Annotated in this window: 25 protein-coding genes; 4 read left to right on the top strand and 21 right to left on the bottom strand. The window is 46.1% G+C overall.

What is annotated here, in order from left to right:
* Positions 1-26: 26 nt before the first annotated feature.
* The 11 genes from CEF13_RS17915 to CEF13_RS17965 form a co-directional block, all read right to left on the bottom strand.
* The gene (locus CEF13_RS17915; RefSeq protein ID WP_102712587.1) at positions 27-1,967 is read right to left on the bottom strand and encodes a stage V sporulation protein D; all 1,941 of its coding nucleotides are present in this window, start codon (positions 1,965-1,967) and stop codon (positions 27-29) included.
* 144 nt (positions 1,968-2,111) lie between these two features.
* A complete protein-coding gene (locus CEF13_RS17920) occupies positions 2,112-4,379 on the bottom strand; it encodes a penicillin-binding transpeptidase domain-containing protein (protein ID WP_102712589.1) in 2,268 nt (755 codons plus the stop codon).
* A gap of 11 nt (positions 4,380-4,390) precedes the next feature.
* Entirely contained in the window at positions 4,391-4,792 is a 402-nt protein-coding gene (gene ftsL / locus CEF13_RS17925; protein ID WP_102712591.1) for a cell division protein FtsL, read from the bottom strand.
* 40 nt (positions 4,793-4,832) lie between these two features.
* A complete protein-coding gene (rsmH, locus tag CEF13_RS17930) occupies positions 4,833-5,783 on the bottom strand; it encodes a 16S rRNA (cytosine(1402)-N(4))-methyltransferase RsmH (RefSeq protein ID WP_102712593.1) in 951 nt (316 codons plus the stop codon).
* A 29-nt stretch (positions 5,784-5,812) separates the two neighbouring features.
* On the bottom strand, positions 5,813-6,250 hold the full coding sequence (mraZ, locus tag CEF13_RS17935; protein ID WP_102712594.1) for a division/cell wall cluster transcriptional repressor MraZ: 438 nt from the start codon (positions 6,248-6,250) through the stop codon (positions 5,813-5,815).
* A 135-nt stretch (positions 6,251-6,385) separates the two neighbouring features.
* Positions 6,386-7,390, bottom strand: a complete 1,005-nt coding sequence (locus CEF13_RS17940; RefSeq protein ID WP_102712596.1) for a DUF4349 domain-containing protein — start codon at positions 7,388-7,390, stop codon at positions 6,386-6,388.
* A gap of 172 nt (positions 7,391-7,562) precedes the next feature.
* Positions 7,563-8,828 carry an adenosylhomocysteinase gene (locus CEF13_RS17945; protein ID WP_102712598.1) on the bottom strand — a complete coding sequence of 422 codons (1,266 nt, stop codon included), beginning with the start codon at positions 8,826-8,828 and terminating at the stop codon, positions 7,563-7,565.
* Between the two features lie 23 nt (positions 8,829-8,851).
* Positions 8,852-10,492, bottom strand: coding sequence for a bacillithiol biosynthesis cysteine-adding enzyme BshC (bshC, locus tag CEF13_RS17950; RefSeq protein WP_102712600.1), 1,641 nt, complete (start codon positions 10,490-10,492; stop codon positions 8,852-8,854).
* Positions 10,493-10,640: 148 nt separating this feature from the next.
* A complete protein-coding gene (locus tag CEF13_RS17955) occupies positions 10,641-11,036 on the bottom strand; it encodes a DUF3397 domain-containing protein (protein ID WP_102712602.1) in 396 nt (131 codons plus the stop codon).
* A gap of 15 nt (positions 11,037-11,051) precedes the next feature.
* Positions 11,052-12,044 carry a ketopantoate reductase family protein gene (locus CEF13_RS17960; protein WP_166742728.1) on the bottom strand — a complete coding sequence of 331 codons (993 nt, stop codon included), beginning with the start codon at positions 12,042-12,044 and terminating at the stop codon, positions 11,052-11,054.
* A gap of 168 nt (positions 12,045-12,212) precedes the next feature.
* Positions 12,213-12,863 (bottom strand): RsfA family transcriptional regulator, encoded by a 651-nt coding sequence (locus CEF13_RS17965; protein WP_102712606.1) that lies wholly within the window; start codon positions 12,861-12,863, stop codon positions 12,213-12,215.
* 276 nt (positions 12,864-13,139) lie between these two features.
* Here CEF13_RS17965 and CEF13_RS17970 point away from each other — a divergent pair, with 276 nt between their 5' ends.
* Positions 13,140-13,376: a DUF2626 domain-containing protein gene (locus tag CEF13_RS17970; protein WP_053375484.1), complete on the top strand. Its 237-nt coding sequence runs from the start codon at positions 13,140-13,142 to the stop codon at positions 13,374-13,376.
* A gap of 41 nt (positions 13,377-13,417) precedes the next feature.
* Here the strand turns inward: CEF13_RS17970 and CEF13_RS17975 are convergent, their stop codons facing one another.
* Positions 13,418-14,599: a class I SAM-dependent methyltransferase gene (locus CEF13_RS17975; protein WP_166742729.1), complete on the bottom strand. Its 1,182-nt coding sequence runs from the start codon at positions 14,597-14,599 to the stop codon at positions 13,418-13,420.
* Positions 14,600-14,679: 80 nt separating this feature from the next.
* Here CEF13_RS17975 and CEF13_RS17980 point away from each other — a divergent pair, with 80 nt between their 5' ends.
* On the top strand, positions 14,680-15,786 hold the full coding sequence (locus CEF13_RS17980) for a coiled-coil domain-containing protein (RefSeq protein ID WP_102712610.1): 1,107 nt from the start codon (positions 14,680-14,682) through the stop codon (positions 15,784-15,786).
* A gap of 55 nt (positions 15,787-15,841) precedes the next feature.
* Here the strand turns inward: CEF13_RS17980 and CEF13_RS17985 are convergent, their stop codons facing one another.
* Positions 15,842-17,131 (bottom strand): ABC transporter substrate-binding protein, encoded by a 1,290-nt coding sequence (locus CEF13_RS17985; protein ID WP_166742730.1) that lies wholly within the window; start codon positions 17,129-17,131, stop codon positions 15,842-15,844.
* A gap of 165 nt (positions 17,132-17,296) precedes the next feature.
* Positions 17,297-18,628, bottom strand: a complete 1,332-nt coding sequence (locus tag CEF13_RS17990; RefSeq protein WP_102712614.1) for a PhoH family protein — start codon at positions 18,626-18,628, stop codon at positions 17,297-17,299.
* Positions 18,629-18,747: 119 nt separating this feature from the next.
* Between CEF13_RS17990 and CEF13_RS17995 the strand changes: the two genes are divergently transcribed.
* A complete protein-coding gene (locus CEF13_RS17995; RefSeq protein ID WP_102712616.1) occupies positions 18,748-19,275 on the top strand; it encodes a YhcN/YlaJ family sporulation lipoprotein in 528 nt (175 codons plus the stop codon).
* 55 nt (positions 19,276-19,330) lie between these two features.
* Here the strand turns inward: CEF13_RS17995 and CEF13_RS18000 are convergent, their stop codons facing one another.
* From CEF13_RS18000 to CEF13_RS18030, 7 genes are all read right to left on the bottom strand, one after another.
* Positions 19,331-19,573, bottom strand: coding sequence for a hypothetical protein (locus tag CEF13_RS18000; protein WP_102712618.1), 243 nt, complete (start codon positions 19,571-19,573; stop codon positions 19,331-19,333).
* Between the two features lie 80 nt (positions 19,574-19,653).
* Positions 19,654-20,706 carry an LCP family protein gene (locus tag CEF13_RS18005; protein WP_102712620.1) on the bottom strand — a complete coding sequence of 351 codons (1,053 nt, stop codon included), beginning with the start codon at positions 20,704-20,706 and terminating at the stop codon, positions 19,654-19,656.
* 17 nt (positions 20,707-20,723) lie between these two features.
* On the bottom strand, positions 20,724-20,996 hold the full coding sequence (locus CEF13_RS18010) for a hypothetical protein (RefSeq protein WP_102712622.1): 273 nt from the start codon (positions 20,994-20,996) through the stop codon (positions 20,724-20,726).
* Positions 20,993-21,304, bottom strand: coding sequence for a YlaH-like family protein (locus CEF13_RS18015; RefSeq protein WP_102712624.1), 312 nt, complete (start codon positions 21,302-21,304; stop codon positions 20,993-20,995). Before CEF13_RS18015 ends, CEF13_RS18010 begins: the two co-directional genes overlap by 4 nt.
* 180 nt (positions 21,305-21,484) lie before the next feature.
* Positions 21,485-23,332 (bottom strand): translational GTPase TypA, encoded by a 1,848-nt coding sequence (gene typA, locus CEF13_RS18020; protein WP_102712626.1) that lies wholly within the window; start codon positions 23,330-23,332, stop codon positions 21,485-21,487.
* Positions 23,333-23,399: 67 nt separating this feature from the next.
* Complete coding sequence (locus CEF13_RS18025) at positions 23,400-23,882, bottom strand: hypothetical protein (protein ID WP_102712628.1); 483 nt, start codon at positions 23,880-23,882, stop codon at positions 23,400-23,402.
* A 171-nt stretch (positions 23,883-24,053) separates the two neighbouring features.
* Positions 24,054-24,713 carry a TerC family protein gene (locus CEF13_RS18030; protein WP_102712630.1) on the bottom strand — a complete coding sequence of 220 codons (660 nt, stop codon included), beginning with the start codon at positions 24,711-24,713 and terminating at the stop codon, positions 24,054-24,056.
* A gap of 139 nt (positions 24,714-24,852) precedes the next feature.
* Here CEF13_RS18030 and CEF13_RS18035 point away from each other — a divergent pair, with 139 nt between their 5' ends.
* Positions 24,853-25,548, top strand: coding sequence for a TerC family protein (locus tag CEF13_RS18035; protein ID WP_102712632.1), 696 nt, complete (start codon positions 24,853-24,855; stop codon positions 25,546-25,548).
* Positions 25,549-25,553 lie beyond the last annotated feature (5 nt).

Consider the following 25,553-nt stretch of genomic DNA (forward strand, 5'->3'; position numbering starts at 1 on the left):
GGTATCCCCGTTAACTATCATTATAGTCAATGGGAGTGGGATATATTATCATCATTTCCTAAATAGATACGGATCGTCGATCCGCGTTCTACTCGCGCTCCCGCTGCGGGTGCTTGTCGAATGACGACTTTGCCGGAGCCTGCGGACGATAGGTTGAAGTTCATATTCATATCTTCATAAAGGTCAGACACGGTTTTTCCAACCAAATTCGGCACAGTTACAATCGGTGTTTCTCCGTACTTGTATATACGATCAATTTGCTTCTCACGAGACGGAACTTCCAATATCGTCAGCGCATCCTCCATCATATTGCGGACGATCGGCGCTGCTACGACACCTCCAAATTGAATGCCCTGCGGATTATCTACAGCTACATAGATTACGATTTGTGGATCATCTGCTGGAGCAAAGCCGATAAATGAAACAATATGCTCATTAGGCGAATAGCGCCCGTTAATAACCTTTTGCGCTGTACCCGTCTTGCCGCCGACTCGATATCCATCGATAAACGCATTCCGGCCGGTCCCTTTGGCAACGACGCTCTCCAGCGCATCACGCACCTTCTTCGATGTTTCCTCCGATATAACCTTCCGCACTGCTTCAGGCTCAACCGTTTCCACTACTGCTCCCGTTTCCGGGTTAATCCATGCTTTCGCAACATGAGGCTTATATAATGTACCGCCATTAATCGCGGCTGAAACAGCTGTAATTTGCTGAATCGGCGTAACGGATACACCTTGCCCGAAAGCTGTCGTAGCCAGCTCGACTGGGCCAACCTGGCTGAGCTTAAAGAGAATCCCATTCTCCTCGCCGCCAATATCGATTCCCGTTTTCGTCCCGAAGCCAAAGTTCTTTATATACTCGAATAACTTCTCTTTCCCAAGCCGTTGACCAAGTGTAACAAAACCTGGATTGCATGAATTCTCGACGACCTCCAGAAAGGTTTGACTGCCATGTCCGCCCTTTTTCCAGCAGCGAAGCCTCGCTCCGCCAACTTCAATCGCACCTGGATCGAAGAATCGCTCATTTTGCAAATCGACCTTCTTCTCCTCCAGCGCTGCCGCCAGCGTAATAATCTTGAAGGTTGAGCCCGGTTCGTATGTCATCCAAATCGGAAGATTCCGATTGTAAACCTCAGGAGTTACTTCCCGGAACTTGTCCGGCTCATAAGTAGGACGGCTTGCCATACCCAGTATTTCACCGTTTTTAGGATTCATAGCTATCGCGATGAGGCCATCCGGCTGCAGCTTCGTCATCGCTTGATCGAGCTCGCGCTCCATCACCGTCTGAATTCGCTTATCCAGTGTTAGCTGCATCGTAAGCCCTTCTTTAGGCTCTACATAAGTATCTGATGAATTGGGCATTTGCCGTCCCGCGGCATCCGACAGAAACGATACGTTTCCGCCTATTCCACTGAGCTCAGTATTGTATTTAGCCTCCACGCCGGTAAGGCCCTGATTGTCTATGCCCGTGAAGCCAAGCACATGGGCTGCAAGATTGCCATACGGGTAGAACCGCTTATTATCTTCAGCGACGACAATGCCTGGGAGAGCCAGCTCACGAATTTTTTCCGCTTTATCCAGTGTTATTTTGCGGCCGCCTGGTCCAAGCTGCACGATCATTTTTTTTGTCTTTATTTTTGTTAATATCTTCTCCTCCGACATGTCCAAAAGCGGAGCAAGCGCAGCAGCTGTAGCCTGCTGCTCCTTGACTTGCACAGGAATAGCCCATACGGTTGGCGAGCTGACATTATACGCTAGCTCAACACCATTCCGATCAATAATTTCTCCTCGCTTAGCCACGTATGGAATGTTGCGTCTCCACGAGTCTTCTGCCTTGTTTGCGAGCTCTTCGCCTTGCCACAGCTGAACATAGCTAAGCCGAAAGCACAAGGCGATAAATGCAACACCTGCTAATATCAACACTATAAATAAGCGGCGCCTTACAGTTACATTAGAAACCTTCATTACCCGTTCCCCCTCCGCGAGACCAATTCGTACGGAGCGTTCGCTCACGCTCATTCCCAGCCTATTCGGGACAAGCGAGCGATAGAACAAGCTTTGTTTGAAGATATTGATGTTTAATTGTATAAATCTTACACTTGCGCAAGCCTATTCCGGAGTATTTCCTTCTTTTTCCGTATCCTCAGTACCCTGTCCTTGCTCGGCTCCACTTTGCTCTGCATCTTCAGTATCTATGGCATCACCCTCGGAGCCCGTGCCGGCGGCTGCTCCGCCCGGTCCGCCTGCGGGAGGCTGTAGCACAATCCGTACAATTCGTTTGCCATTTTGCTCTTCAACCTTCTGAGACACAACATAGCCCTGTCCCTCTGTAATGACACGAACACCAAGCAAGGATGTGATTTCTAGCGCATCTCTAAGCGAAACCCCTGTCATATCCGGTACGGCCAGCTTATCCCGCTGCTCCGTAATCAGGTAGACGCGCTGAGTCGGGTGAACAATAGAGCCGCCGGCTGGTATTTGCTGCAAGACAGTAGCACCATTGCCGATTAACTCATAATTGATGGCCTTCGCTGCTAATTCCGCTTTCGCTTGCGCCACCTTAAGCTCTGACAAATCAGGAATGACTACGGATACTTCCTTTTTCTCGGTATTTGAATCCGTTTTGTAATTTGGAGCTACGCCCATTTTGCGAAGGCTCTTGAGTACAATTTGTTTAAATGCCGGAGCAGCTACCTTACCGCCGCCGACCAAAGGATCATTTGGTTCGTCTACAACGACATAAACGACTATTTTCGGATCATCAACAGGCGCATAGCCGATAAACGATACAACGAATTTCGTCGAAGAGTAATCTTTACCGATAACCTTTTGAGCCGTTCCTGTTTTGCCTGCCACTCGATAGCCTTCAATGTAGGCATTTTTGCCGGAGCCATTCACTTGGTCAGATACAACCTGCTCCAAATACTCACCAACCAGTTTGGACGTTTCTTTGGATATGACCTGGCGAACGACTTTCGGCTCAATCTCTGTAGTCGTCTTGGTTGTCGGATCGGTAATGCTCTTCACAATTTGCGGCTGCAGCAGCCTGCCGCCATTCGCAACTGCCGCCACAGCAGCAACCTGTTGAATAGGCGTAACGGTTACCCCTTGACCAAAGGTCGCATTCGCTACCTCACTCGGATATTGAAAGCGAATGGAGCCCGTCAGCTCATTGCTAAGCTGAATATTTGTCTTTTGTCCAAAGCCGAAATTTGTAATATACTCACGAAGCTTATCTGCTCCGAGCCGTTCATAGCCTAGTTTAACAAACGCTACGTTGCTGGAGTGCTTTAATCCGTCCAGGAAGGAGATCGTTCCCCAGCCTTCGCGCTTAATATCTCGTATAGGCTTCGGTACACCTTTAAGCGTTATTTGCCCCGATTTATACATTTCATTGGGATCGAACACACCTTCTTCTACAGCGGCTGCCAGCGTGACGATTTTGAATGTGGAGCCAGGCTCGTACAACGATTTAATGGCATGATTATAAGAGTTCAAATTATTTTGCCAATACGTATTTGGATTATAAGTAGGTGTATTCGCCATTGCTAATATTTCCATCGTCTGCGGATCAGCTGCGATCGCAGTAGCGCTCTTAGGCGCATACTTCTTAACGATCTCGTTCAACGCTTCCTCCACATAGTGCTGAATATCACTGTCGATGGTCAGCTTAATATTTTGGCCATCCTGGGCTGGCTTATATTCGAAATCACCTTCGGAGAGCTGCACGCGCTTGCCGTCTTTCTCATAATTCACAAACCCGTTTTCGCCTTTTAATTGTTCGTCAAAAAAAGCTTCAACCCCTGTCATTGCCACGCCTTCTCTATCTAAATAGCCGACTAGCTGAGAAGCCAGCGCATTCCGAGGGTAATAGCGTTTCAAATCCTCAGTTAGTATAATTCCGACATCATACACTTCCTTTTCCTTCGAAAGCTCATCGCGAAATTGTTTGAGCTTGTCAGCCAAGCTCTTATCAATCTTCAGTCCTTCAGGCCGTATCTCCCTTACTAAATAGAATTTGCCATCTGATTCTTTTTTGGCGGTTACCAGCTTCCGAAGCTCTTCTTTTGACTTGCCTAGCAGCTCATGAAGTCCATCGACAACCTCTTCTACCAAATCAGCATCATGGATAGCTTGCGGATTAACCGCAACATTATAAGCCATCGTATCCATAGCAAATACGTTGCCATCCCTATCTGTAATTGTACCGCGCTTCCCTACCAGCACTTCATTAGCCGACCAACGAGACTTCGCCTTTTCATACCAGAATGCTCCATTTACTACCTGAACATAGTAGATTCTGCTTATTAAAACGAGAAAAAGGAGGGTCATTACCCCTCCAAACAGCAACGTGCGCAATCTAATTCGTTTTTTCATCATTAATCACCCTATTCGCTCATAGCTGATTTAATGTCGCTGGCACCGGTATTTACCGTAATGCCGCCTTCAAGCGAACTCACCATCCCTTGCGACTCAGCCATCTTGCGTATACGTTCAGGATCGCTGAGCATTTCAACCTGCTTTTTCAAGTCTTCCATTTCAACATTCATTGTCCGGTATTCATTCGTTAGCTGCTTGATCTCTAAGTTCATATGATAATCCTGAGAGAATCGAAATATAATGACGCCCGAAACGATAACCAGCATCAATACAGTAAATATGTATAACAGCTTTTCTGGGCCCGGCAGCGGCTTCCGAGTGACTACTACTCGCTTCGTCTCTTTAATAACGGTTTGCTGATCTTGCTTTCGCTTTGGCTGCAGCGCCAAATTACCATTTACGTACGCCAATTCAAATCCCCCTCTTACCATAAATGCTTAATCATTTGACTTACAATTTCTCCGCTACTCTCAGCTTTGCTGATCTAGCGCGCGGGTTGAGCTCCAGCTCTTCCTCACTAGGGACGATCGGCTTACGGTTAACCAGTTTCACTTTGCCAGTATTTCCGCATACGCAAAGCGGAAAATCAGGGGGACATGTGCACTTCTCTACAAACTTTGCAAATATTTGCTTGCAAATCCGATCCTCAAGTGAATGAAAAGTAATGACCGACGCTCGGCCGCCGGGCTTTAAGCACCGGATGGTTTGCTCGAGCGCTTCTTCCTCTGCGCCAAGCTCATCATTAACAGCAATGCGAAGCGCTTGAAAGGAGCGCTTGGCTGGATGCCCGCCAGTGCGTCTTGTTGCTGCCGGTATCGACATTTTGATTAGCTCTGCCAGCTCTCCGGTTTTTTCAATTGTCGCTTTCTCGCGGGCTTTCACGATGTTTCTGGCTATTGAACGCGCGAATTTCTCTTCGCCGTAACGGTCCAGTATGCGTGAAATGTCTCGCTCATCCCATGTATTGACGATCTCATGGGCTGTTAGATCACCTTCGCGGTCCATTCGCATATCCAGCGGCGCATCATGGTTATAGCTGAACCCACGCTCCGCTTCATCAAGCTGTGGACTGGATACGCCAAGATCAAACAAAATGCCGTCCACTTGAGGAACGCCATCCAGCATCGGTACGCTGCAGCCTCGGAGCTCCTGCTCCAAATCACGAAAGTTGCTTCTTACCAGCGTTACCTTATCCATATAACGAGCAAGCCTAACACGAGCATTATCCAGCGCCCAGTCGTCCTGATCGAATGCGATTAAACGCCCTCCTTCGCCCAGACGGGACGCAATCAGCTCGCTATGCCCCGCTCCTCCAAGCGTACAATCGACGTATATTCCATCTGGCTTTATTGCCAAACCGTCAACCGCTTCCTTCAAAAGCACTGTAATATGCTGAAACACGCTTCAGCCCTCCCATTCCTGTTGTCATTCTAGAAGTTGAAATCAAAATCAACGAGCTTCTCGGCAATTTCGTTAAACGCTTGTTCGGATTGCTCATAATAGCCATCCCAAGTTTGCTTGCTCCAAATTTCTACTCGGCCCGATACTCCGAGCACCATGCATTCTTTATCCAGCTTCGCATACTCTCTCAGATGGCTGGGTATATTTACCCTTCCCTGTTTGTCCAGCTCACATTCAGTGGCGCCGGAAAAGAAAAATCTGGTAAAGGCGCGTGCGTCTGATTTCATTAGAGGCAGCGTTTTGAGCTTCTGCTCCATAACGCTCCACTCGCTCATGGGATATACAAATAAACAATTATCTAAACCGCGGGTCGCAATAAAAGAGGCACCAAGGGATTCGCGGAATTTCGAAGGTATGATGATGCGGCCTTTCTCATCAATGCTATGTTGATATTCACCCATAAACATGTTATCGCCCCACCCCTTCCCCTCATCCCACCACTTTGCCCCACTATTCCCCACTAAGATACAGTAGTTCGCCACCTAAAATAAAAATCCTGCTCAAGGAGCAGGATTTTTTAAAATATTTAATATTATTAATAATTAAAGGTCGGGAGGCTGCTGCTCTTCCTTGTCACTAACAGTTGGTTGTCGCTCTGACGCATATCTCCGCTTAAGGCGAGCGATCCAGAATACAGGTACAGCAATAATAGCAAGCACGACCAAGACAGGAAGCGCGCCTGCCAGAATAACAAGCAGCAGCTTTAGTCCGTCCCAAACAACCTTCGTACTGCCAACTAAAGCATCGGACATCCTGCCGCCCAGCTTCGGATTGTCTGAAATAACTCGTTTAAGCGTTTGATCCGTTTGGTATAATCGAAGCTCGACAGTAGAGTAAGATACGTTCTTATCCAAATAACGAATTCTTCCTTTGATGCTTTCAATATCCTCCTGCACCTCAGATAGCTGCTGCGAGAACTTTAGCAGATCGTCAGCCTTTACTGCTTTGTCCATCATGGCAAGCAGCCTTTGTTCGACGAGCTGTCTTGCTTTCAGCCTCGATTCTAGATCAACATATTCCTCGGAAACGTCTTTGCCGCTAATATTTCGCTCAAAACGCTTATGCTCGATAGCTTCTATACGATCAATAAATGACATAAACCCAGCTGCAGGCACTTTAATCGTATAGCTAGACCCAATCTCGCCATCATGCTTGATATCTTGAAATTGCAAAATATATCCTCCGCTTTGCGAAATGGCATTGCGCAGTAAGGTTGCAGCAGCGGTCAGCTCATCCACTTGCATATTTAACAATGCGGTATAAATGATTTTTTGATTGAAGCCTTCAACGCTTGATGCCAGTTCGGGAGTGAAGCCTCCTCCTGCCTTTGTTCCAGTTTCGGCACCTCTGTTTCCTTCTGAGTCAGCTTTAGTCATTGCTTCGTAGCTGATGCTATCGAGGGTTGCGATCTCAGAAGTTTTGTCATTCAAGCTGCTATTAGGACTAGACGAGGAAGCGCGGTTTCCCGAGGAGCATCCCCCGAGCAGACCCACCACAATCATAATTACAATCCATAATCGAATTCTTTTTTTTGTATGATTATTCAAGTCATTTCCCCCTTGCTATTTTTATATCCAGACGATTGCTGGCAATAAAAGGTTACAGCAAGGAGCGGAGTTTCTCGGGTAACGATAAGCTGCAGTTCACTTCGTTGCTTAGGAGCCCACATCAAAAAAAGCCGCGATTGCTCGCGGCTTGGATACACAGATCATTGTTTGGTTATTCTGCTTCTTTCCAGCTATCCAAATAGGCGATTTGCTCTTCAGTTAGCTTATCGATACCGAAGCCTAGCGATTGCAGCTTTAAGCGCGCTACCTGCTCATCAAGATCATAAGGCACATTAACAACTTGTTTGCCGATTTCTTTATACTGCTCATTTACATATTTCAAAGCTACCGCTTGCAGTGCGAATGTCATATCCATAATCTCTGCAGGATGTCCATCGCCCGCAGCCAAGTTGACTAGACGCCCTTCTGCAAGCAAATAGATGCTGCGTCCGTCTTGCAGCTTATATTGTTCAATGTTGCGGCGAACCGTACGAACACTTGCAGACATTGCTTCAAGCTCCGGCTTATTCGCTTCCACATCGAAGTGGCCTGCATTGGAAATAATGGCTCCATCTTTCATTACAGCATAGTGTTCGCCGCGAATAACGTCACGATTGCCTGTAACAGTTACGAAAAATTCTCCTATTTGGGCTGCTTCAGCCATTGGCATAACTCTAAAACCGTCCATATAGGCCTCTACAGCTTTAATCGCATCGATTTCAGTCACGACGACGTTAGCGCCAAGACCCTTCGCACGCATGGCAACGCCTTTGCCGCACCAGCCATAGCCGACAACGACAACGGTTTTTCCTGCGACCATTAGGTTTGTTGTCCGATTAATGCCGTCCCAGACAGATTGGCCTGTTCCATAACGATTATCAAACAGATGCTTGCAATAAGCATCATTCACTGCTACCATCGGAAATTTCAGAGAACCATCCTTCTCCATCGCTTTAAGCCTAATGATGCCCGTTGTTGTCTCTTCCGCACCGCCACGCAAATTTTCGCCCAGCTCTGGACGCTCTGCATGCAGGATTGTCGCGAGGTCGCCGCCATCATCAATAATAAGATCAGGCTTCCACTCCAACGCCTTGATGTTAAGCTCTTTGAATTCTTTCGGACTTGGATTATATTTCGCAAATACGGTAATGCCGTCTTCTACGAGAGCCGCGCACACATCATCCTGCGTAGAGAGCGGGTTGCTGCCTGTAATGGTTACTTCTGCTCCTCCGGCTTTGACGACCTTTGCCAAGTAGGCTGTTTTGGCTTCCAAATGAAGCGCGATTGTAACCTTCAAGCCCTTGAAAGGCTGTTCCTTCTCAAACTGCTCACGAATCGTGTTTAAAACAGGCATATGCGAGCGTACCCAATCAATCTTCAAATGGCCTTCCGGCGCTAAAGCAAGATCCGTAATAATACTTTTATCTGCTGTGCTCATCGTGTTCATACCTCCTATTTGTATTATAAATATACGATTTCATGCCCGCCTGTGCGGCTGTATGGCGCATCAATAAGCTTCTCAAGCCACGTCAAGCTATAGCGGTTCCAATAAGCCGACATGTTCAAGACGCGTTCCTGCGGTTTTCCTTGCGGCTTGACGGATAGGTGAATGCGATCAAGCTGGCGTGTCGTTGCCTCAAACTGCTTATTAAAGGCATCGACTGTTTTCGAGCCCATATAATTAATCTGCTCGACAATTTTTTGCAGGTTCGTATCACCGAGCTTCGAGAGTGAAGGCTGTACGGACGTTGCAAGCTCTAGAAGCGGCTTATAGAGCTGCTCGAATGTATCCCGAGCCTCGGCGAATTGCTGTTCAATATGCAACCCGTCTTGCTCCTTCAGCCATTGCTCCTTGCGTTCGTCGAAGCGTTCCATTATATCCTCGAAAGTCAGCTCATACTTATCCATGTTTTTGGCGATTGTTCCTTCGATCAAAGTATAGGACATACGCGGAACAATGATCGGCATTTCCATGCCGAGCGTGCGGAACGCTTCTCCTGTCAACGCCCAGTAAGCAATTTCACCGGGGCCTAATACCGTAGCAAGAACAGGGAATAAATAATCCTGCATAATTGGCCGAGTAAGCACATTATTGCTTAGCTGCTCTGGTTGAAGATCTGCGATGCGAAGCAGCTCTTCTGTCGATAAGCTTAGTTGGCCTTTGCGATCCTGGAACAAGCCGTTCTTCTTATGCAGGAGAGTTCGTTCATCTCCGTTCTCTCTATGAAAGAGAAACAAATTAGCGCTCCCAGGCGTTACATCTGCTTGCAAGGAATAGCCAAGCTCCTTCACCTGCTCAGCTGATGCCGTATAGGCCTGTTCCAAATCATCATTCCGTTCAATCATCTTCCGGAACATCGGCGCTTCCAGCTGGCGGATAGCAGGATCATCTGCATCAAGCAGAACCAAGCCATGCTCACCAAACAAATGACTCATGATCATAGCAAACATATCGGATAATGAATGGGCTTTCTGGGACATATGGCGAAGCTCTTCAAGAAGCACGGGTTTGAACTCCGAAGACGGCAGCGCTTGCTCCAGCTCAGCCAGCTGATGTTCCCATTCCTCAGCCAAGACAGCCGTACGGCTGACGGATGTACGAGCCCCTTCCGGACGCGCTGTCGTAAGCTTGCGAAGCTCCTGCTCCGCCGTAATGACGTAAGCATGATTGGCTTCGTCCCAATCGTGATCCTCGCCCGCTATCCAGAATAAAGGCACAACCTTTTGTCCAAGCTGCTCACTCGCTGACCTAGCAGCACGAATAATAGAAACCGCCTTATGTATGACAAGGAGCGGACCAGTCCATAAGCCTGCTTGCTGGCCGCCGACGACAACCGGTGCCCCTTCGGCAATGTCTGCTATAGCAGCAAATACTTGCGAAGCTGCGCCAATCTTGTCATTGTATGCACGCAGCACGGATGCGACTGCTCCAGCTTCTGCCCTCATGCTGCCGCTCGTCTGGAGCCGATTCATTCGTTTATCCCAATCTTGCTCCGCTCCGGCATGATAGCCATATAACGCTTCGATACGCTCATCTGTCCGATGTATATAAGCCTCTGTCAAAGGCTGAGCGCTCCGTAATGAATAGGTTTCTTTTCTCATAGCGCTGCCTGTAACCTCCCGCTTGCCAGTCGCCATAGCGACTTATATTTGAATAGCCTTATCATCGTAATTGTACACAATGGTGAAGCCGCACGTCAAAATAAAAACGCCTCTCCAAAAAAGAGGCGTACTGCATCTAGGGGGAAGCTTATGTACTTAGCACTAATTGGCCAATATAGACAAACGTAAAGACGATGTACAGCACGCTCATTGTAAAGAAGCTTAGGCGCCATATCGTGCGAAAAATTTTCTTCGCATCGACACTGCCCCGTTTGCGGAACTGAGCATTGCCCAGCAGGCCGCCGCCAAGAATCATAAATAATAAAATGCCATAGATGCCGAATTTGCTGCCGAATATGAGTTCGAACAAAACAGCAACAATCCCAATAAGAAATGCGGTTGTAACATCCATTGCTAATCGAAACGCTTTCTTCCGATCTTTAATAAAAGCACCATAACCGAACATAATAACGGCGAAAGGTATGATAGGAATGACTGCCAAATATGCGTATATATATTTGATGCCTTGCCAAACCAGGTCCATCGTCCATCACTCCTTCTAACACGGCTTCGGATGTAGTGCTTGTACTAGTTCGATTATGGCTTGATTGAATGGCGCTTGCAGTTTGTATTTGGCTGCTAGTCCAACTACTCCACCGTTAATGGCGGATATTTCGGTGCTCCTTCCTGCTCTAATATCGCTTAACATGGACGAAACATTTGCACATGTATGCTTGCATACCTCAATTATTTGCTGCCAACCGTCCTTCTCCAGCGTCAGTCCCGCTTTAAGCAGCACACGCTCGGTCTCCACATAGAGCTCTCGCATGAGTCGCTCGCGAGAGGGATGATTCGGCAATTGTCCATTCGTCACATCAAAAATTGCGGTTAAAGGATTAATTACAGCATTTATTAGTAATTTATTGAAAATGCGATTCTTCATGTTATTCGACAGGAATGTGGTAAATCCTGCCGATTGCAGGATGCTAATCAACATTTTTTGCGCGATATCGAAAGAATCGTCTGGATTACGCTCGTTTTCGGCCCATTCGCCAAGCCAAAGCTCTCCATTTCCTGTGTGCTGTACGGAGCATAAGTCAATCCGCTTTGCGCCTTCAGTCGTAACAGCAGCAAGCAAGAGCATATTGGGCAGCCAGCTTTGTATTCGTTCCAGATGGCCGATTCCATTCTGCAAGCATATAATGGCTGCTGCAGCCTCGCTCGTCGAGCCCTTTGAAATCCATTCCAGTTGGCGCATAAGCTCATCGGTTAAGTCCGTTTGTTTCACGGTTAATAAGACCCAGCGCGTTGTCTCTCCCTCTATGCTGGATGGATGGACAGGTTCTTCAACAGCAAGCCCGCTCCACAAGCTATTTACTTTAATCAAGCGCTCATTGGCGCTGTCCATATCCCGCAAACGTATCCCTTGTTCCTGCAGTACCGCTGCCTGCTCCTGGCTACGCGTCCATATCGTTACCTTGGCCCCCGCTTCTGCGAGTCTTGCTCCATACAGCAGACCAATCGATCCTCCGCCCACAATATCAAATTGCAACCTCATCCCCCTCTTCCAGAATGAACAGCTAGTCTTATTTACTAGCATGTTTCCATATCGCTTCACTATTGTTTTAATTTTCATCGTATCAAATCTGTAGAAAATAAAGCAATAGACATGCAAGAGAGGCCCACCCTATAGGCGAGCCTCTCTTATTGTGCTTGAAACCTATTCAATACGTTCCAAATTGCCATTTGCATCCATTTTGAATCTAGGCTTTGACTCGTCATCATTCGTTAATACGGTCAATCTTCTGGCACGATCCATAATTTGAATCAACGTTTTGTAATCGTCGTTCACAGCGCGATAATCCGTTTGTACATTGTTAACCTCTTTGGACAATCTCTCATTCTGATCACGCAGACGGTATAGCTCATCATCTTTTTCTTTCAATTCTTTCTCAAACCACTTGATTTGGCGCGATAAATCTTGATAAGTCGTCTTCCATCCACGAAGAAAACGAATAACTGCATCAACCGATAAGCCTTCCTCGATTGAACCCGTATCTTGTTTAAACACACGTTCATCTGTTTCAAAAACGGCTAGAGATGAAACGTGAGGCGTTGCAACAATCGTTTGTTTTTTCAAATAATTACGCTTCTGTCTTTGCTGCTTTGCGATTTGAATCGCATCCTCATAACGTTTGCGAACACAGCTATTCCAGCGGAAACCGCATGCCGCTGATGTACGCCCGATTCTTTCGCCCACTTCTTCAAATGCTGCAAGCTGTGTACTACCTTCGCGAATATGGCGTAGTGTAACCTCGGCGAGTATAAGATCATCGTCTGGACTCCACGCATCTTGTCTAACTGCTGTCATGCAACAAAAACCTCCTAACGTAAAGGCGCTTACTTTATCTCTATGCTCTTGGTAGAGTTCATAGAATCTATTGGATACTAATTTGTATAACCAAATTTCTGCCGGCTCATACATCTTATTGCTTATAAGTGGGCAAACTATTTGCAGACTGCTTCTAATAATATGGCATTAAACAAAAAGTTTGCGATTTCGTCACTGATTCTGGTTTACACTTATTTGACAAAACGTTATAATGATCATTAGAAAATCGGGTCGCAGCGAAAGGGGGATGTTATCATGGCACGTATGTATCGGGTACTTGGTTTTTGGACTTTGGTAATCGGACTTATGGCTTTCGCAGGCCATATGACGGAATTTGCGTTATTGTTTTTCGCGCAAGCCGTTGCTTTCGTATTTCTTGGCTACTTGAATTTCTCTGAGAGAACTTACATTGTAATGTTCTGGGGATATATGATCATTTCATTCGTGGGTTTCACGTATTGGTCGGTCTTCAAGATGGACTTGCCTTTCTAAGGCGAGCTACATACTACAGCTAACAGAAAAAGGTGTCAGCCCTAGAGGCTGACACCTTTTTCTGTATCCGGATTTTTTTTCTCAAGCACCAGCACTTTAAAGGTCTCACTCATCTCATCGCTAAGCAGCAGCTGTCTTACCGCGCGATTCATGCGGGCAGTCTCACTGAACGGATCTGTGCTCTGATGATTCTGAAGCAGTTCCAGCACGCCGTTTTCCATTAAAAATTGCTTTTGGGTACAATAGCTGACCGTTCGCCAGCCATGTTCCTCAGCAGAGCGGCGGATAAATGTAAAAGGAAGATGTGATGTTATATCCTGCTCGCCAACGCGAACATATGGACTATCGCTTGCTTGATGCTGCCAATAGCACATCAGCGTACCGAGCATGCGATGTTCCGCTGTGTATTCCTCTGACTCATGTCCATAATCGATGATGACAAGCATCCCTTCGGTCATGGCGCTTCCGAGCCGCTTCAGAAAGTCAACAGCTCCAGCATGCACTTCCGTCCGCTGGCCTTCCCGCAATTGAACGCAATCCCGCTCCAGCCATCCGCTTATTCGCACATCGGTTAGTGGCATAAACACCTCGTAGAAGCCCTGAACGGCATCCCATGCGACACCAAGCTCTACCAGCTTACCGTTAGCCATTTGAACACGGTGCACGGGAAAAGCGTCAAGCAGCTCGTTAGCAAGCACGATCGCCGGCTGTTTAAGCCAATCTGATCCCCATGCCTCATTAGAGGTTGACAGCAATGGAGCGGACTCGTTGCCCCCCACTTCCTCGAATGCCTCCAAAGCGGCTCTGACATGAAGCGGATGGTCCTCGACTAGTATAGTACTCATTATCGAATCCCAAGCTTTGTAACGGCTTCGACCAGAAGCGGTAATTTGCGCCGATAATCGCCCAATGCCGGCCCCCCATTCAATGAGCTTCAACGGTTTTCCTGCCGCCTTTGCGTACGCTGCGAAATAACCGCCAAGAATCTCGCCAAGAACCCTTCCTATAGACGAACTTGTATAAAAATCACCTTTCTTACCTACACGAATCGGCCCACCACGGTAATAGCCGTGTTCGGAATCGTATAAACAGGCGCTCATATATTGTAGGAAAGATATACAATTTACGGAGCAGCTGGCTTCACTAGAATGAATAAACCAGCCTTTTAAGGGCGATTCAGCAATTTGCTTCGCAATTGTCAAAACAAGCTTCTGTTCCTTCATAGTTAGGTTCATCCTTTTCTAAATGTAAGATATAATAGAATGAATTGCCGCATAAAATGAATGAATGCCGAGGAGGGAGGATGCCGTTGATACTGTCAGCGAATCGAAATCGAATATCAGCCGCAGCAATAGCCGTCCTTCTTATGGCGACGCTCCTGATTCGGCTTCCCGTTTGGGCCGAGCCCCAGCCAGCTGCCGAAGAAGATATGCATACGCTGCTTGAGAAGAGCTTGTCCGTTGTAGAAATTGACAAGGAAATTAGCCGCATACAAGAGCAGAAGAAGCAGCTCGCCTTGACGATGTCGGATGCCGAGCAGCAATTATTGCAGCAGGAGCAGCAAATATCAGAGAAGCAGGACGAAGCAGGAAGCATCCTGCGCGCTTATTATATGGGGGACCGAGATTTTTTGTTCGCCGCTCTTCTATCCTTTGATTCCTTATCCGAATTGTTTCAAATGATCGATTATGCTGAAATTATACTAACCCATGACAAGAATACCTTGAATACATATATGGAGCAATATCGGAAGGTAAAAGACGGCTATAATGAGCTTGCAGTTAGGCGCAGTGAGTTAACTGCACTGGAGGATCAGCTGCAAACGCAGAAGCTGCGTGTTCTGGCATTAGAGAAAAATTTGGACGAACAGCTTGCAGGACGCTCAGATGCTGAACGTATTCGAATTCTTATTAATGAGCTCACATCCTTCTGGGAATCTGCCGGAATGGATGAGGTAAAGCAATATTTCAGAGCGCTGTCGAAGGCTATGCAGAAGCTTCCTAGCTGGGTGCAGGACAATAAGCAGCTGCTCGATATTAAAGGTTTTAATTATACAATAACAGTGCCTGAAGGTGATTTAAACAGCTTTTTACGCGAGCAAAATGATATATTTAAACATTTTTCATTCCAATTTGCCGATGGCAAGGTCACTGCCCAAGGCAAACGAGACAATATGGAAATTAAAATTACAGGCCATTATACAATTGAGAATGATCCGAAAAATGCCATTTTATTTCATGTTGACGAGCTCTATTTCAACGGCTTCTCTTTGCCGGACACTACCCGCAAATCACTTGAAAAAGAATTTGATTTAGGTTTTTATCCTGATCTGATCGTATCCTTTCTTAAAGCCAAAGAGGTTGAAATGAAAGATGGCGAGCTGGTCATAAAGCTTAATTTGAAGCTATAGCAAACCAAACAGTCGAGCAGGCGTAAGTCACGCCTGTTCGACTGTTTGTTTCATTTTATTTGCCGCTATTTAGACTTTCGATATACTCATCAATCTGCAAGGATTCCTGTGTGTACAATTGCCATTTCCGTTCAAGCTTTCGCCATCTCTCCGGCCAAAGCGGATCTGGCGCAGCTATCTCATCTTCCGGCTGCTTCTCACTGAGCACCTTCTTCCACCACGCTGGAGGAATTTTAGCCTGATTACTTTCTAATGAACTGTTAATCGCATACAGGGACGCTTTGGCCGGCAATAGTCCTGAAGCCGTATACGATTGCTGCTGATTGCTAATATTGGTCATCTCTTGAATCCACAGCATAGCTTCTTCATCTGCTTGGCTGTTGGAGGAAATGACATAGCTGCGGCCGTTAAGCCACGGAAAATCAATCCGATTGCGATCCACGATCAGGTCATCTCGAATGGTCTCATTCAATTTCTCATAAGCATTCCAAGGCATAATCGCGACAAGCAGCTTATTGCTGCGAAACGCTTCGTTTAATTCACCGATGTCTTCTATTTTGATCGTGCTAATTTGGTTTTTCATCGTGTGCAGCCACTCTAGCTCTGCCGTTTGATCCGCTGTAAATGGACGAGCATTAATCATATTTGTAATTTCAGATTGAAATGCTGCAAGCCAAACCAACTGCTGTTTTAAATCGCCCGCACTCCAATTCAAAATACTTATTTCTGCATCTAATTCATTTAATCCGGCAGCAGCCTCCTGATAGGCTTGGAAATCAGCTGGCGGGGCCTTAAGCCCAAGCTGTTCCAGCAAAGTACTGCTCCAAGCTATAATATAAGGGTTTACATCTTTCGGCACCCCCCATAAGTACCCATTCCATTTCAGTGGGTCTAGGAGGCCTGTCATTTGATCAGACAGCGTATCGCCTGTCAGCATGCTGTCTAAGGACTGCAGGAAGCCGCGTACGGCGAATGGCTTAACCCAGCCGCTATCGAGCAGCATCACATCTGCCGCTTGCCGCTGCTGGCTCTGGAGCGTCCAGCGCTCATATGCGCTGTCTTGCGATATTTCATTCGTCAGCTTTACCTGAATATAAGGATATTTCATCATAAATTCCTGGTTTAATGCTGACAGCTGTTTATATTGATCATGCGGCAAGGAAACGGTTACATGAATATTCGACTGGCGATGAACTTCAAGCACGCCGGGCACAGTTGGTATCGTTGATTTCCCGTCAGGCTTGCCTATGCTGGCTGGATTCGCGTTTCTTGAGAAGGGAACTAATAATAGTGCTGCTAACAGTAACGCGCCGATAATGAGCGGCGCATATTTTCTGGGAGTCACAGCTTTCTTCCTTTCATCCATAGTTCTACTAAAAATAGGATAACAATTATTTCAAGCTTTGTCCAAATGAAAGTACTTCTTTATACCTAGGACATAATAATTACAACAAAAGGGACTGCCCAACAGATCTATAATGATCCTGTTGGAGCAGTCCCTTGAATTGTATTAAAGCAAATCAGCAGCCAGCTGGGCAAGCTTCGAGCGTTCACCTTTCTCCAGCGTCATATGACCGCTGGTACCTTCATTTTTGAATCGGTCTACGATATGCGTCAATCCATTGCTAATGGAATCCAAATAGGGATGATCAATTTGCTCCGGATCTCCCATCAATACAATTTTACTGCCTTCACCGACACGCGACACGATCGTTTTCACTTCATGCTTCGTTAAATTTTGCGCTTCATCAATAATAATGAACTGACCCGGTATCGATCTCCCGCGAATATAGGTGAGCGCTTCGACTTGTATACTGCCCATTCCCATTAATATTTTGTCGATATCCCCGGCTTTCTTCGTATCAAATAAATATTCCAGATTATCATAAATCGGCTGCATCCACGGTCGAAGCTTCTCCTCCTTCTCGCCGGGCAAATAACCGATATCCTTGCCCATTGGAACGACTGGCCTAGCTATAAGCAGCTTCTTATATTTATGCTCATCCTCTGTCTTCAGAAGGCCTGCTGCGAGCGCCAACAGCGTCTTGCCCGTACCAGCCTTGCCCGTAAGTGTAACGAGTGGAATATCATCATTCAAAAGCAGTTCAAGCGCCATGCGCTGCTGAGCATTTCTAGCTGTAATACCCCATACAGGATCATTACTCAGGTATAAGGGCTCCAATCTGGCACCGTCTTGACTAACCTTCAGAAGAGCCGATTTGGAAGTGCCCATCTCATCGCGCAATATAACAAACTCATTAGGGTTTAAGCGAATATTTAGCTGTAAGTTGTTAACGGTGAGAAAACGGTACGTATAAAATTCATCAATGACCGCAGGATGCACATATAGCGTCATATAGCCTGTATAAAATTCTGACGATACGACGACTCGATCTGATAAATAATCCTGTGCTTGCAAGCCAAGCACATCCGCCTTAATACGGACAAGCACATCCTTGCTAACTAGTACAATGCTTTGCTTCTCGTCTTCGTTTTCTTGCTCTATGTGGTAATTCAGCGCGACCGCCAAAATTCGATTATCATTGGACATTTCTCCGAACATTTCCTGCACCCGCATAAAGCTTCGGTGATTAAGCTCCACCTTGAGCAGTCCGCCGCTTGGAAGCTCAATTCCTTCGTGCAAATGTCCTTTTTCCCTCATTTTGTCTAGCAAGCGCGAGATAGATCGCGCATTGCGTCCTAATTCATCAGCCAATCTTTTTTTTGAATCAATCTCCTCCAACACAACAGCGGGAATAATGACCTCATTATCATCGAAAGCAAAGATCGCTTGCGGATCATGAAGCAGCACATTAGTATCGAGCACGAATATTTTTTTCATGAGAACCCTCCCGGCGTTGGATATTCATCAAAAGCCATACATAGCCTTGCTCATCCGCGGGTAAACTATGGCGGACAAGTGAATTTCTGATTTTTCAACGAAAAAATGAGGTGGCAAACATGTTGAAATGGATAGCGTCTGCGATCATTATTGCGATTGTTGCGACAGGCTGCAGCACAGTCGCACGTAACAAAACATCACCCTCTCCACAAAATAATGGCAAGGTTAGAACGCAGCAAACGGAGCCTCAGAAAAAAGAAATTAAAAATTCCAAACAGGTTGCGGCACATCTGGAGCAGTTGGCCAAAGGAATCGACGGCGTGAATAATGCGCATTGCATCGTGGTCGGCAATACCGCAGTCGTCGGGCTTGACGTAGATGGCAAATTAGACCGATCCAGAGTGGGTACGATTAAATATTCCGTTGCTGAAGCTTTACGCAAGGACCCTTATGGAATAGATGCGCTTGTAACCGCAGATATGGATCTATCCCAACGCATTAACGAAATCGGCACAGATATCAAGCGCGGGAGACCGATAGCAGGCTTCGCTGAAGAAATGGCCGATATTATGGGACGTATCATTCCACAAATGCCGCGCGATACAATTCCGAAGGAGCCGGTAAACCAGCAACAAACCCAAAAATAAAATAAGAAATTGTAAATGCCTTGCAGAAGACACAAAAAGCCTAGTGATCATTCCACTAGGCTTTCATCATGGCAGTGAACACTTGTACATCCAAGCCATTCGCTGCACGCTGTTTATTCAATTTGTCACAATTTCTTGCCAAGGGCATGCGTTTGCTGCAACGCAATACCTTGTTCCAAGCTAAAGCATCTAAGGCTTTTCTGTCAGAATCCGTAAAAACGGCATGCATTGGAATAGGGAATTGCTTATGCTTAGCTCCAATCATTAGCTGCAATTGTGCGGATACGGCTTTGGTCATGGACATGACCTCCCTCTGAACAGAATACAAAACGGCCTCCGTAGCTTTATTATATCTAGCTTATTAGAGACCGTCTATGGTTATTCAGCCATTTTTGCTTGCAGCGCCGTCCGGGCTGCGTTAAGACTGGCATCGTTCAGATATACATAAGGACTTCTCCAGTCCCCTTCAAGCGGTATAAATGTAATATCACTGTTACTAATGCCAAAATAGGTTGTCAGCATATTTTTAATTTCTTTAGGAGGCATATCAATCGTTAAATTTTTTCCAACGCTATCGATTACATCTCCTATTTTCGTTGCTCCGCTGAATGATTTCATTTTGTCAGTAAGAGCGCTTATAACTTGGCTTTGCCGCTTGTTCCGATCAAAGTCGCTCGACATATTTCTACCGTCGTTCGATTTGCGGTAACGGACGAAATCAAGCGCTTTATCACCGTTCAATGTTTGGATACCCTTCTCAAGATCGATATTCGTGCCATCCGCATTATCCTTATATTTCATGCGCATGTCTACATCGACTTTCACTCCGCCAAGCGCATCTACAACATCAGCAAAGCCTTGGAAGTTAATAACGGCTGAATATTTAATATCAATGTTAAACAGCTCGCTCATCACGGTGCGCACTTCTTCTTTCGCGTCGGCAAACGCTTTTTCTTTCGGAAGCTTCTTTTTGTTGAGCGCATTCATATAAAAGTCAGCGTAGAAGCTGTTCGCTTTGCGTGCGCTGTATCCCTTAATGTCGATTCTTGAATCTCGAGGGATCGTAACGATAGTCGTTGATTTGGTCGTTGGATTAAAGGCAGCAACCATCATAACGTCCGTATTCAATCCGCCGCCGTTTGCTCGCGCATCAAGTCCCAGCAGCAGCACGGCCACTGACTTCTCTTTCACCGACTCGCCAACGGGAATGACAACCTCTGAGTCTTCCACTTCTGAAATTTGATCAACCGCTTTGTCCGCTTTAAACACAAGATAAGCAAGCACAGCAGCTATAATAAGGAGTATGGAAAAAAATATAATAAATAGCGTTTTAAAAACAGAACGTTTTTTTTGCGGTTTTTTCTTCTTTTTAGACTTTGCAGATTGGCGGGCAGCCATTCTAGTAGGTAATTCCGTTGAACCTTTGCTCATATGCTCCACCTTCAAGCTCAGTTATATTTTGGATTTGCTTCAATGTCCGTCAGTAGCTGCTCGCAGCGTTCCCTGGGATAAAGCTGCAGCTTAGTACGGCCATCCTTCTCATACGTTACATGAATCATCGTATTATCCGTTTTTGCAATCGCAAATTCAGTCAGCCCGTGATCCTCTGTCAATATTTGCGCAAAGAAAAGAACCGTATCCTGCGCTGCTCCATCATCGGGACGGGCATTCGCAACAAGCTTTATTTGCAGCCAATTGAATAGAGCATCCTCAAGCTTCATTTACGAGGCTCAGCTTCTGGAGGAGTCGCATCATTCGACTTATTCCCCTTCCATTTGTCATACAACTGACGGCCGCGAAGCATCATCATCATAATGACCGCTACTCCCATACATTGAATGATTGGCAGCTTATCCACCTGCAGGATCATTAAAACAAATGATCCGAATAAAATTAATGCATAAACAAGAATTTCTTTCAATAACGGCAGCTTCTGTTGAGCACGAAACACTTTATTAAATATGTATATCGTGAAGCCCAATATGAGCAAATAGGACACTAACTTATGATCACTTAGCCACGCTTGCATACCGTGTCAACCTCCTTCAATACATAAACGGCTTATGCCATAATTTAGTTGCACAGCAAAGCTGCTTTGCTGTGAAATATAAGTGGGATTATAAGTGTTTAAACTTATAATCCCACTCCTACTTTAAAGAAAACGTAAGGCTTCGCATATGCAAAACCTTACGTTAATTATTAGATGACCTTAAACGCTTGCTTGAGCATTTTTACGGTTTTTGTCCGCACGCTCACGCTCGCTCTTATTCAAGATTTTTTTACGCAAACGAATCGACTTCGGCGTAATTTCACAGAACTCATCATCGTTCAAATATTCCAGCGCTTGCTCAAGGGAGAATAGACGCGGGCTTTTCAGCGTAACGGTATCATCCTTACCAGCGGAACGAATGTTATTCAATTGTTTAACTTTACAAATGTTGACGATGATGTCGTTCTCGCGCGTGTGCTCGCCGACAATCATGCCCTCATAAATTTCAGTACCCGGCTCCAAGAATTGAATACCGCGGTCTTCTACGCCCATCATGCCGTAGAAGGTAGTTGTACCGTTCTCACTGGCTACAAGAACGCCCTGACGACGACCGCCAACACCTGAACCAGCAAGTGGACCATAGCTGTCAAATGCGTTGTTCATAATGCCGTAGCCGCGAGTCAATGTTAGGAACTGCGTACGATATCCAATCAAGCCGCGTGCCGGAATAATGAACTCCAGACGAACTTGGCCGTTTCCGTTATTGATCATATTGACCATTTCGGCTTTGCGCGTTCCTAGGCTCTCCATAACCGCGCCCATGCTTTCCTCAGGCGTATCGATTAGAAGGCGCTCGTAAGGCTCTTTCTTCTGGCCGTCAATTTCTTTAACGATAACCTCAGGCTTGGATACTTGCAATTCGAACCCTTCACGACGCATATTCTCAATTAGAATACCTAGGTGAAGCTCACCGCGTCCGGATACTACGAATGCATCTGGGCTGTCTGTTTCGTCAACACGAAGCGCAACATCCGTTTCAAGCTCTTTGAACAGACGCTCGCGAAGCTTACGGGATGTAACCCATTTTCCTTCACGGCCGGCAAATGGGCTGTTGTTTACAAGGAATGTCATTTGCAAAGTAGGCTCGTCAATTTTTAGTACAGGCAAAGCTTCCGGATTTTGTGGATCAGCGATTGTTTCACCGATATTAATTTCACGGATACCTGCTATTGCAACGATATCGCCCGCTCCCGCTTCTGGAATTTCAATACGCTTCAAGCCTTGGAAGCCGAACAGCTTCTCAATTCTTGCTTGCTTTGTTCCGCCCTCACGAGTCATTACAGCAACCGATTGACCTTGTTTGATTATACCGCGGTTGACACGGCCAATCGCAATACGGCCCATGTACTCGTTGTAGTCAAGCAAAGTAACAAGGAATTGCAATGGCTTCTCCGTGTCCTCAGTTGGTGATGGGATATTGCTTACAATGGTTTCATACAAGGCTTCCATGTTATTATCTTGTTTCTCTGGATCTGGATCAAGACTGGATGTACCATTAAGCGCTGATGCATAGACAACAGGGAATTCAAGCTGTTCATCCGATGCGCCAAGCTCGATAAATAGATCAAGCACTTCATCTATAACTTCAGAAGGCCTTGCATTCGGACGGTCGATCTTGTTCACTACAACGATAGGCGTTTGATTCGATTCAAGCGCTTTGCGAAGTACGAATTTAGTTTGCGGCATGCAGCCTTCGAAGGAGTCAACAACCAATATAACGCCGTCAACCATTTTCATAATACGCTCAACCTCGCCGCCGAAGTCAGCATGTCCAGGCGTATCCACAATATTAATCAGGTAGTCCTTGTAGTTAATAGCTGTGTTCTTAGCCAAAATCGTAATTCCGCGCTCACGCTCGATATCACCGGAATCCATTGCGCGTTCTTGAACAGCTTCGTGATCACGAAACGTTCCTGATTGTTGAAGCAATTTGTCAACCAATGTCGTTTTACCGTGGTCAACGTGGGCAATAATGGCGATATTCCGTAATTTCTCTCTTGCTTGCATAACTTGTAATCCACTCCATTTGTTTTTTATTTAAATCTCTTTCTTCAAATCACTTGCTTAACTTCACTTACCAGCGTCTGCGTCTGCTTAGCATCATCCAAATACCCGCTGCAATAAACGCTACAGCAATCGCATAAATTCCCCAGCTCCACAATAGCACTAAGATGACGAACACAGCCGAAGCGGCGGCAAGCGCGATCGCTGCCGTTAGTACGACACGCGGAATGGATGAACCGAACAAATAATATTCGTAAAGTCCTGCCGCAGCTCCAAAAATAAACAGCGGCCACAAATATTTCAAGCTATCCCACCCAAATAGGTTGCAGATGATAAACAGCAGGGCATATACGACGAGCATTCCGCCTGGGACAAGCACAACTGCCGGTACTAATCGGCCGAAATACAGCACATGCAGCAATAGTCCAGGGATTAGGACGAGCAGCGGCCAGAAGATTGCTCCCAAAAAGCTGAATACACCTAACTTGCCCAATAAAATAACGATACCGGCTAACAGCAAAATAATTCCAGCGGAATATTTGTTATTAGGCATTCGCGATCCGCTCCTTACTACGCCGATCGCAAGTAATGACGAAAGACGACAGTTTTTATCTATATTAGTTTATAGGAATTAAAGCAAAAATACCAGTACGTAGCGTGCCTATGAAAAAAAAAAAACCGTTCCGCCATATTTAAGGAGAACGGAATTATTAAAAAAACCGCATTATATGGGCTTTTTCCTCAAAATCGCAAGCACGATAACAAGAGGTACGCATAGCAGCGGAATGGCTTCAGCCAACGTTTCCGACCCATGGAAGAGCAAATTATTAAGTCCCGGATCATGCATCAGCATCCCTCCTGCCGCATAGGCAAGTAAAGCTGCACCAATATAGGAAAGCACTGGAAATTTATGAAGGAGCTTGCCCAGTATTTGACTTCCCCAAATAATCATCGGTATGCTGAGCGCAATTCCAAGCAGTATGAGCACCGAATCGCCGTCAGCAATGGCTGCAATCGCAAGAACGTTATCCAGGCTCATAATGAAATCAGCAACGACAATGGTCCATATCGCTTGACCGATTGTTTTTGCTTTTCTGATTTCATGTGAATCATACTGGCTTCCCGCCTCCACAAGCAGCTTAACTGCGATATAGAACAGCAGCAGCGCTCCTATGGCCTGCAGATAAGGGACCTGGAGCAATTGAATAGCGACTAGCGTCAATACACAGCGCAGGCCTACTGCAGCCATCGCACCCCACCATACTGCACGCTTGCGCTGCTCATATGGAAGCTGAGCACTCGCCATCGCTATAACGATAGCATTGTCACCGCTTAGCAGAATATTAATTAAGACGATTTGCAAAAAAATAAATAGGCTGTCCACCGAGCATTCCCCCTCTACTTCAGCTGTATGAACAAGCCGTAGGGAATATGTCCCCAAATATTATCGAATCAAAATGAAGGACGGGTCATATTTATAGAAGGGCTAAATCAGCGCGTTAACGGAAAGGATGGAAAAACGAATGGAACTATTATCGGTCGAATTTTTCTCTGCCCTGTTGACCATCGTTTTCATCGACCTCATATTAGCTGGCGACAATGCTATCGTTATTGGACTGGCCGCTCGAAATCTGCCCAAACAGCAGCAGAAAAAAGCGGTTGTCTGGGGTACAGTTGGAGCAGTTAGCATTCGTATCATCGCAACATTATTAGTCGTAAAGCTGTTAAATGTTCCTTGGTTAAATCTTGTAGGCGGCTTGCTGCTGCTATGGATTGCTTACAAATTGCTTGTGCAGGAAGACGGGCATGACAATATCAAGTCTGGAAATACGCTATGGCAATCAATTCGAACGATCATTATTGCCGATGCGGCAATGGGCCTCGACAACGTCATCGCCGTTGCAGGGGCTGCGCATGGCGATACTTTGCTCGTTATTCTGGGATTGATCATCAGCGTACCGGTTGTCGTATGGGGCAGCACCCTGTTTATCATGCTTGTTAACCGCTTTGAATGGATTGTTTATGTAGGGTCCGCCGTGCTTGCTTATACGGCAGCCAAAATGATTACGCACGAGAAATCATTTCACGCCTTCTTCGATGATACGCTTATCTTCTGGTTATTCGTCGCGCTGGCGATTACAATAACCATTTTTGCTGGATTGTTGACCAATTCGTACAAAAAAAATGGCGCAATCAAAAAAAGCAGAGAATCCCATTAAGGAAT

Origin of the sequence: Paenibacillus castaneae, assembly GCF_002884445.1 — a bacterium.
GTDB lineage: Bacteria > Bacillota > Bacilli > Paenibacillales > Paenibacillaceae > Pristimantibacillus > Pristimantibacillus castaneae.